The organism is Mesorhizobium sp. M7A.F.Ca.CA.002.09.1.1 (assembly GCF_003998555.1).
Taxonomy (GTDB): Bacteria; Pseudomonadota; Alphaproteobacteria; order Rhizobiales; family Rhizobiaceae; genus Mesorhizobium; species Mesorhizobium ciceri.
Genome location: NZ_RZRR01000147.1, coordinates 1 through 8,299 on the forward strand (window position 1 = coordinate 1; position 8,299 = coordinate 8,299).

Consider the following 8,299-nt stretch of genomic DNA (forward strand, 5'->3'; position numbering starts at 1 on the left):
ATGTCATCTCGTGTAAATTCGATATTACATTTTTATTTCAAGATTGAGACGAACCTCAAAGGAAAGCGCAAGCCCGACCCTCGCCGCGGACCTGCAACGAAACGGACCGCCATTATCGCCAGGCGTTCGAAACCTTTGCCCGGTCTTCCGCGTTGAAGGACCAAAGGGAGAACGCAGATGTCGATCCACTTCACCGTCTCGGACCTGACAAGAAACCTGTTTCACTCGCTGGGGCTGGATCAGCGCGCGCCAAGGCCTCTCAATCCCGAACAAAGCCTGTTGCTGGAATGCTATCTGGCCGGTCAGGTTCCGGAATCGGCCTGGAACGACTACGTCTTCGAAACGCCCGATCTTGCCCGGCATGCCGCGGCACGGCGCAGTCACCATTGAGCCGGCGGCGGGTGCCTACTTGGGAGAGGCGAATTGCAACGTGAACACGTTGCCGGCGATGCCTTGCGCCAGTTTCGCTGAGAAGGTCAGGGGCAGACAATTCTGCAAGGCGGTCGTTGCGGCGTCGACAAAGGACTTCTTCGCCTTGGCATCGCCTTCCACCTTGATGGCTGTCGGCCTCGGTGGGCCGATCAGCGTGCCGTCCCGCTTGAAGCTGAAGCTCAAGGTGACGCTGGCGGTTCCCGCTCCCGCCGGCGGTGTCCAGCAAGCCTGGATCGCGGCCCCGACATCGTCCATCGTGTTGAGTTCAGCTGCACTTGACGCATGAACAGCGCCCGCCAGCACCACGCCCGCAACCGCAATCCGTCTCGCAACGCTTTTCATCGCCAGCCCTCACGCCTGACCACGGTCCATCTGGGACGCTCAATGGATGGTAGGGCCAACGTCGGCAATGGCAATATCTCTCGGCAAACTTGACGCCGAAAAAGCGACACCTGACTGGGCTTGCGCGGTCTGATCGCTGCTCGATCGCGCCTGGCGATAAAGCAATGCCGGTTAAGTGTGAAACGGTTTTCCCGGAAAAGCGCATAACGCTTTTCCCTTGGGAATTGCGTCGAACAAAGCGTGCGAAAAGCAAAAGGCCGGCATTGCGCCGACCTTTCCTATCGCTGCGACGTTCTGCGCCAGTACATCCGTGGTCGCGGGCCGAAAGCGAATTGCCTGCAGTAGACAGGGCTTTGGTTAACGAACCCTTAAGCTCAGGCCTTGGCCTGGGACTTCACATGGGCGATATAACCGCGCACGTCGCCGGCCGGCTCGCTATAGGCCTTGCCGAGCTTCTTCTCAATCGCCGCCACATAGTCCTTCGCCCATTTGGGCAAGGCATAGTCGATGACGGCCAGAAATTCGAGCGTCGCCGCCAGCCGGATATCGGCGATCGACGGATGCTTGCCGCCGATGAACGGCTTGCCGTCCCTGAAGAACGAGTGGAAGACCTCCAGCGGCTCGGCAATCGCCGCCATCGCCGCCTTCTGGGCTTCGGACTTCTTGTCGGGATGGGCGTCGCTGTGGCCGACCTCGCCGGCATAGTGCGGGAAGCCGAGCGCCGGATAGGTGGCGCGCGCCACATAGGGGTAGAGCGTGCCGATCAGGTAGAACATCGCACTGTCGACCATCGCCCGCTTGGCCGGCGCCTTCGGATAGAATTTCTCCAACCCGTGCTTGTTGGCGAGATACTGCATGATAGCGCAGCTTTCCCACAGCACGCCTCTGGGCAGGCCCTTGTCCTCGATCATCGGTGTCAAATGGGCGGGATTTCGCGCCATGAACTCCGGCGAACGGGTGTGGCCCCAGGCATCGGTCTCGGCGTGGTCGAAACCCGCCGCGCGCGCAAACACCCGCACGGTCATGTTGTTGACGCTGGGCTTCAGCATGCTGAGCTTCAGCGCCGGCTTCTTGGCCGGCTTGGCCTTGGCCCTGGGCGCGGCTTTTGCCGTCGCCTTCACCGCAGGCTTGGCGGCCGCCTTGGCTTTTGGCGTTGCCGCAGCTTTCGCCGCCGGCTTGGCGGCAGCTTTGGCCGCGGATTTCCCGGCAGTCTTCGTCGCTGTCTTGGCCATCTTGTTCCTCCCTCTGGTCTGTTCAGTATGGGTTCTTCGGCGCCCGATCGTCCGACAGAGTGGCACGGGAACGCTCTACGAGCGTCTGGATCGCATCGGCGAGATGCACTTCGGCGATGTTGTAGTCGCCGCGCCCGACCCGCAGCCTGTGCGCTTCCATCAGCACATCCGCATGGGTGAAGCCCGCCGGCGGTTCGAAGCGGTAGGACGCCAACTCGATCAGCAGGCCGAGCGGATCCTCGAAATAGATCGAATCCATGAAACCGCGATCCTTGACGCCGCTGTGCTTGATGCCGCGCTCGTCAAGCCGGGAGACCGCCTGCAGAAAGGTGACGCGCGACACCGAAAAGGCGATGTGGTGAACACAGCCCGGATCGGTAGGCGTGCGCCGCTTCTCCGGCGTCCGGCTCTCGTCGGTGAAGATAGTGATCAGCCGGCCGTCGCCGGGATCGAAATAGAGGTGGCTTTCCCTCGGCTTGTCGAGATTGGGCTGTTCGAAGATGAACGGCATGCCGAGCACGCCTTCCCAGAAATCGATAGAGGTCTGGCGCCCGGCGCCGACCAGCGTGATGTGATGGACGCCCTGCGATTGCAGCTTCTGCATTGGCCTTCCTCCCCCATGGATCAACTGGCCCTAAGGACAGCGCGGCGTTCTGCGCGCCGCTGGAGCCGTACCCCAGGATCCATGACGTGATGCTAATGCAAACAGCTCCGCGGCGCCAGAAGCGACGAACGCGGTGACGCAACGGATAAAGCCGACCGATGGAAAGTGCGCCGTCCGCACTTCCGATGCCCGGCATCGGAAGCACGTACGCGCTGCGCTTTGGAGGCTGAGATCGGCGAATCCGGCCGATAGCCGACCGAATTGATGTACCGACTTACGAGCCGCTGCTGTTGACCGTAGTGCCGACGGTCGTGAAGATCCCGTTGAGCGAATTGCCAACCGCCCCGGCGCCGGTGATGATCGCGAGCGCGATGAGAGCTGCGATCAAGCCATACTCGATCGCGGTCGCGCCAGACTCGTCCCAAGCGAAACGATAAGCTATTTTCTGCATTTCAACCTCCTACAGCTACTAAAGCGAAAACTAATATTCGCCGTGAGTTGCGGGGACGTTAAGGTTCCGGTTTCGCGTCCGTTAACATTTGCCAGACGAATGAAATAAAGGCCGGGTTGGTTGGTGCCACTGGGAGTTTTTAAGGCTGCGGCTACCTGTGCAGAGCGGGTTTCCCGGACGCCACAGTATCGAGGCTCCGCGACTTCAGAAACGAAATCGACGGCATCCTGCAAATTTGTCGAAAAACTTGGTACGCCCAAGGGGAATCGAACCCCTGTTCCCGCCGTGAGAGGGCGGTGTCCTGACCGCTAGACGATGGGCGCGTTCAAGAACCGGCGATATAGGCTGAGCGCTGGGAAAAAGCAACTGGGGTTAGGCCGCTTTCCCCGGTCGAGGAAAAGCCGGCCGTCAGCCTATCGTTTCGGTTCGATCAGATCCCAGAGATTGCCATGCAGATCGGCGAAAACCGCCACCGTGCCGTAGGGCTCGAAGCGCGGTGCTTCGCGGAATTCGACGCCCTTCTCCAGCATCGCCGCGTGGTCGCGGGCAAAGTCGTCGGTTTCCAGGAACAGGAAGACACGCCCGCCGGTCTGATCGCCGATACTTTTGCTTTGCGCCTCGTCGGAAGCCTCGGCCAGCAGCAGCCTGGCGCCCTGCCCGTTGGCCGGCGCCACTGTGACCCAGCGCTTGCCGCCGCCGAGATCGACATTTTCGACGAGCAGGAAACCCAGCCTCTCGACATACCAGGCAATCGCCTCGTCATAATTGGCGACGACCAGGGCGACCGTGGCGACGCGACGATGTTCGGCGAACCCGCTCATCCCCGAGGCTTGCTCATGGGCCTGCTGCCGTTCATCGTTGCGGCTCGGTCACTTGTTGCGGATCGCAAAGCGGCCGATCAGGCGTCGCTCAGTGATGTCGTAGACGAAGATCGTGCGGCTGCCGTCGGCAAGCTCGGCGTCGATCGAGACACGGTTGCCGGACAGCGACTGGCTGACCACCTTGGCCCCGACCGGCAGCACGATGTCGCCGCTGACCGGTTCGCCGGCGGGTGTCTGGATATCCCCGGCCAGCGGCGGGTTCGCCGGCGGTGCATTGCGCGCTTTGTAGACAAGGGCGCCGATCACCACCATAAGGGCGAGGAACAGCAGGCCGAGATTGATCCCGACGAAGCGGACGAGTTTCCTGCGCACCTTTTCGACCTCGGGGTCGAGCGGCTTATCCTGGTCTTCTTCGGCGATCGGGCTGGCCATGGCAAACAGTTCCGGAACGGTTTTTCAATGAGCGCTCATAACGAAGAGGCCCCTGAATTGATAGAGGCGGTACCGACCGTGCTGGTGGCGGATGCGGACGCGGCCGGTCAGCGCCTCGACCAGTGGCTGGCGGCAAGGCTTGGTCCGGACATGTCACGCAGCCGCGTGCAGATGCTGATCAGGCAGGGCGCGGTCTCGGTCGACGGCAAGCTGATCGATGAGACCAAGCGCAAGATGGCGCCGGGCGAAAGCGTGTCGGTTACCATGCCGGAGCCGGAGCCGGCGGAGCCGCAGGGCGAGAACATCGCACTCGATGTGCTTTATGAGGACGACGAGCTGATTGTCATCAACAAGCCGGCCGGGCTTGTCGTGCACCCCGGAGCGGGCAACTGGACCGGTACGCTGGTCAACGCGCTGATCCATCATTGCGGCGACAGCCTTTCCGGAATTGGCGGCGTGCGGCGGCCAGGCATCGTTCACCGCCTCGACAAGGAGACCAGCGGCGTCATGGTGGTCGCCAAGACTGACCGCGCCCACAAGTCACTCTCCGAGGCTTTCGCCGATCACGGCCTCACCGGCGATCTCGAACGTGCCTATCTGGCGCTGGTCTGGGGCATACCGCAGAGGCCGACCGGAAGGGTCGACGCGCCTCTCGGCCGCGCCGCCGACCGCGTGCGCCGTGCCGTGGTGCCGGAAGGACGCGACGACGCCCGCCATGCGGTCACCCACTTTGCCGTGCAGGAGCGCTTCGGCGAGAGCCAACAGGAGTTCGCCACCGCCAGCATGGTCGAATGCCGGCTGGAGACCGGCCGCACCCACCAGATCCGTGTCCACATGGCGCATATCGGTCATCCGGTGATCGGCGACCCCGATTATGGCCAGGCCTTCCGCACCAAGGCCAACCGGCTGCCGGAACCGCTGAAAAGCCAGGTCAAGGCATTTCCCCGGCAAGCTTTGCATGCCTGGCTCCTTGCATTTCGCCACCCCACTACCCATCTAACGATGAGGTTCGAGGCGCCGTTACCGAGGGACATGGAGGAACTCGTCGGCGGCTTCCGCAAACTCTGAACCCGTCACCGACAAGCCATCAAAAAACCTGACTGACATTGTTCACTTCACCGTGACACACTGTTTCGTGTTGAACAAATGCCTGTCTTTTCTGGTTTTGTTCCTGTATAAGATCCGATGTCGCGGGCGAGCCTTTTGGTGCTCGCGTCACATGCCCGCCGCGTTTCGGGGGCATCACTCCAATAGAGAGGGGGCGCTATCATGGCCCAGTCATTACCCAGTATCGTTTCCGGCGAAGGCGGCCTCAGCCGCTACCTGGAAGAAATCCGCCGCTTTCCCATGCTGCAGCCGCAGGAAGAGTACATGCTCGCCAAGCGTTATGCCGAGCATGAAGACACCTCCGCTGCGCACAAGCTCGTCACCAGCCACCTCAGGCTCGTCGCCAAGATCGCCATGGGCTATCGCGGCTATGGCCTGCCGATCGGCGAAGTGATCTCGGAAGGCAATGTCGGCCTGATGCAGGCCGTCAAGAAATTCGAACCCGAGCGCGGCTTCCGCCTCGCGACCTATGCCATGTGGTGGATCAAGGCCTCGATCCAGGAGTACATCCTGCGCTCGTGGAGCCTGGTCAAGATGGGCACGACCGCCAACCAGAAGCGCCTGTTCTTCAACCTGCGCAAGGTGAAGGGCAAGATCCAGGCGCTCGACGACGGCGACTTGAAGCCCGATCAGATCGCCGAGATCGCCACCAGGCTGAACGTTTCCGAAGCCGAAGTGGTGTCGATGAACCGCCGCCTGTCGGGCGATGCCTCGCTCAATGCCCCGATCCGGGCGAGCGAAGGTGAGTCCGGCGAGTGGCAGGACTGGCTGGTCGACGACCACGAAAGCCAGGAAGAGATGCTGATCGAGCAGGACGAGCTGGAAAACCGGCGCGGCATGCTGTCGGGCGCTCTTGCCGTGCTCAACGAGCGCGAGCGGCGCATCTTCGAGGCCCGTCGCCTCGCCGAGGAGCCGCTGACGCTGGAAGAGCTTTCGTCCGAATTCGACATCAGCCGCGAGCGCGTGCGCCAGATCGAGGTGCGCGCCTTCGAGAAGGTGCAGGATGCGGTCAAGGCCGCCGCCAAGCGCCAGACCCAGGCGCTGCGCACCATTGAGGCGCAGCCCGCAGCCTAAAGCCGGCTAAAGGCAACAAGATCTAAAGGCGGCGCCAGGAAACTGGCGCCGCTTTTTTCTTGTGTGGTTGGCGAAAGCGGAGGCGACATCCGATCTCCCCTGCAAGGGGGAGATTGCAGCTTCGCCGGCAGCGATCTCTCAAAGCCCATCCAGCGGAAACTTTAGATACCGCCGGCCATTCGCTTCGGGTTCGGGCAGCCTCCCGCCATTCATGTTGACCTGCAGCGCATGCAGGATCAGCCGCGGCATCGGCAGCGTCCTGTCGCGCGCTTCGCGCAGGGCGACGAACTCGGCCTCGCTGCGGACGGCGGCAAGATGGGTGTTGGTCGCCTTCTGTATGGCGACCGTGCTTTCCCACAAGGGTTCGCGGCCGCCGGCCTGATAGTCATGACCGACGAACACCCGCGTCTCGTCCGGCAACGCCAGTATGTCCTGGATCGAGCGCCAGAGCCGCGCGGCACTGCCGCCGGGAAAGTCCGTCCTCGCTGTGCCGCTGTCGGGCATGAACAGCGTGTCGTGGACGAAGGCGGCATCGCCGATCACATAGGTGATCGACGCCAGCGTATGGCCGGGCGAGAACAGCACCTTGGCCGGAAGCGTGCCGACCGTGAAGGTTTCGCCTTCACCAAACAGCCTGTCCCACTGCGAACCGTCGGCGGGAAAATCCGGCCAGTTGTAGATCGCCTTCCACAAATTCTGGACGTCGACGACCCTGTCGCCGATCGCTGTCGGCGCTCCGGTCTTCTCCCTCAGATAGTGCGCCGCCGAGAAATGATCGGCGTGCGGATGGGTGTCGAGGATCCATTCGACGCTCAGCCCCTGCTCGCTGACGAAGTCGAGCAGGATATCGGCATTCGTCGTTGCCGTAGCACCGGATTTCTCGTCGAAATCGAGGATCGGATCGATGATGGCGCAGCGTTTCGTCGCCTGGTCGGCGACGACATACTGGATGGCCCCGGTCGGCTTGTCGTAGAAGCCGCTGACCTGCGGCCTGGCCAAAGCTACGTCCAATTCTGGCTTCCCCAACTCTCGGTCGTCAGGAATGATTTTCTCTGACGACACCCGAGAGGAGCATGGTTGTCCGCTCGGGTGAGCCAGTCAAGTATCATTTCGCTCGCGGCGACAGGAAAGCCAAAAACTGTTCCGAGGAGCGGTCAGGCAGAGGGCTGCTTGGTCTTCCGCAGATACGGCAGGATGGTCTCATAAGCGCCGAAGCGCCTGATCGCGTCCTCGTTGGAGACGGCAGCGGTGATGATGACGTCCTCGCCCTGCTTCCAGTTTGCCGGCGTCGCCACCTGATGCTTGGCGGTCAGCTGCATGGAATCGACCGCACGCAGGATCTCATCGAAGTTGCGGCCCGTGGTCATCGGGTAGGTCAGCACCAGCTTGATCTTCTTGTCCGGTCCGATGACATAGACCGAGCGCACCGTGGCATTGTCGGCCGGTGTGCGGCCTTCCGACGTCTCGCCGGCACCGCCCGGCAGCATGTCGTAGAGCTTGGCGACCTTGAGGTCCTTGTCGCCGATCAGCGGGTAGTTCACCGAATGGCCGGTCGCCGTCTTGATGTCGTCCTGCCACTTGCCGTGGCTTTCGACCGGATCGACCGAAATGCCGATGATCTTGACGTTGCGCTTCTTGAATTCGCCTTCGAGCCCCGCCATCGTGCCAAGCTCGGTCGTGCAGACCGGCGTGAAATTCTTGGGATGACTGAACAGGATCGCCCATCCGTCCCCGATCCAGTCGTGGAATTTGATCGTCCCTTGCGTGGTCTCGGCGGTAAAATCCGGCGCAATGTCGTTGATAC

The 8,299-nt window shown here is 62.0% G+C and carries 11 protein-coding genes and 1 tRNA gene; 3 read left to right on the top strand and 9 right to left on the bottom strand.

Going from position 1 to position 8,299, the window contains the following annotated elements:
• Positions 1-177: 177 nt before the first annotated feature.
• Positions 178-390, top strand: a complete 213-nt coding sequence (locus EN994_RS09230) for a hypothetical protein (RefSeq protein ID WP_013529263.1) — start codon at positions 178-180, stop codon at positions 388-390.
• 15 nt (positions 391-405) lie between these two features.
• On the opposite strand, the gene EN994_RS09235 is transcribed toward EN994_RS09230, so the two are convergent.
• The 7 genes from EN994_RS09235 to EN994_RS09265 all read right to left on the bottom strand — a co-directional run bounded on the left by EN994_RS09235 (position 406) and on the right by EN994_RS09265 (position 4,314).
• Complete coding sequence (locus EN994_RS09235; protein WP_063169151.1) at positions 406-774, bottom strand: hypothetical protein; 369 nt, start codon at positions 772-774, stop codon at positions 406-408.
• A 374-nt stretch (positions 775-1,148) separates the two neighbouring features.
• Entirely contained in the window at positions 1,149-2,006 is an 858-nt protein-coding gene (locus EN994_RS09240; protein ID WP_013529261.1) for a glutathione S-transferase family protein, read from the bottom strand.
• A 22-nt stretch (positions 2,007-2,028) separates the two neighbouring features.
• Entirely contained in the window at positions 2,029-2,610 is a 582-nt protein-coding gene (locus tag EN994_RS09245; RefSeq protein WP_013529260.1) for a VOC family protein, read from the bottom strand.
• 274 nt (positions 2,611-2,884) lie between these two features.
• Positions 2,885-3,061 carry a Flp family type IVb pilin gene (locus EN994_RS09250; protein WP_063169152.1) on the bottom strand — a complete coding sequence of 59 codons (177 nt, stop codon included), beginning with the start codon at positions 3,059-3,061 and terminating at the stop codon, positions 2,885-2,887.
• Between the two features lie 248 nt (positions 3,062-3,309).
• Positions 3,310-3,384: transfer RNA gene (locus EN994_RS09255), tRNA-Glu, on the bottom strand.
• A gap of 90 nt (positions 3,385-3,474) precedes the next feature.
• A complete protein-coding gene (locus tag EN994_RS09260; RefSeq protein ID WP_063169153.1) occupies positions 3,475-3,882 on the bottom strand; it encodes a VOC family protein in 408 nt (135 codons plus the stop codon).
• 48 nt (positions 3,883-3,930) lie between these two features.
• Entirely contained in the window at positions 3,931-4,314 is a 384-nt protein-coding gene (locus tag EN994_RS09265) for a fimbrial protein (RefSeq protein ID WP_013529257.1), read from the bottom strand.
• A 27-nt stretch (positions 4,315-4,341) separates the two neighbouring features.
• Here EN994_RS09265 and EN994_RS09270 point away from each other — a divergent pair, with 27 nt between their 5' ends.
• The gene (locus tag EN994_RS09270) at positions 4,342-5,382 is read left to right on the top strand and encodes an RluA family pseudouridine synthase (RefSeq protein ID WP_013529256.1); all 1,041 of its coding nucleotides are present in this window, start codon (positions 4,342-4,344) and stop codon (positions 5,380-5,382) included.
• Between the two features lie 201 nt (positions 5,383-5,583).
• Positions 5,584-6,495 carry an RNA polymerase sigma factor RpoH gene (gene rpoH / locus EN994_RS09275; RefSeq protein WP_013529255.1) on the top strand — a complete coding sequence of 304 codons (912 nt, stop codon included), beginning with the start codon at positions 5,584-5,586 and terminating at the stop codon, positions 6,493-6,495.
• 138 nt (positions 6,496-6,633) lie between these two features.
• Here rpoH and EN994_RS09280 read toward each other — a convergent pair whose 3' ends face one another.
• Together EN994_RS09280 and EN994_RS09285 are read right to left on the bottom strand one after the other, a co-directional pair.
• A complete protein-coding gene (locus EN994_RS09280) occupies positions 6,634-7,506 on the bottom strand; it encodes an MBL fold metallo-hydrolase (RefSeq protein WP_063169154.1) in 873 nt (290 codons plus the stop codon).
• 143 nt (positions 7,507-7,649) lie between these two features.
• Positions 7,650-8,297 (bottom strand): peroxiredoxin, encoded by a 648-nt coding sequence (locus tag EN994_RS09285; protein ID WP_164745847.1) that lies wholly within the window; start codon positions 8,295-8,297, stop codon positions 7,650-7,652.
• Positions 8,298-8,299 lie beyond the last annotated feature (2 nt).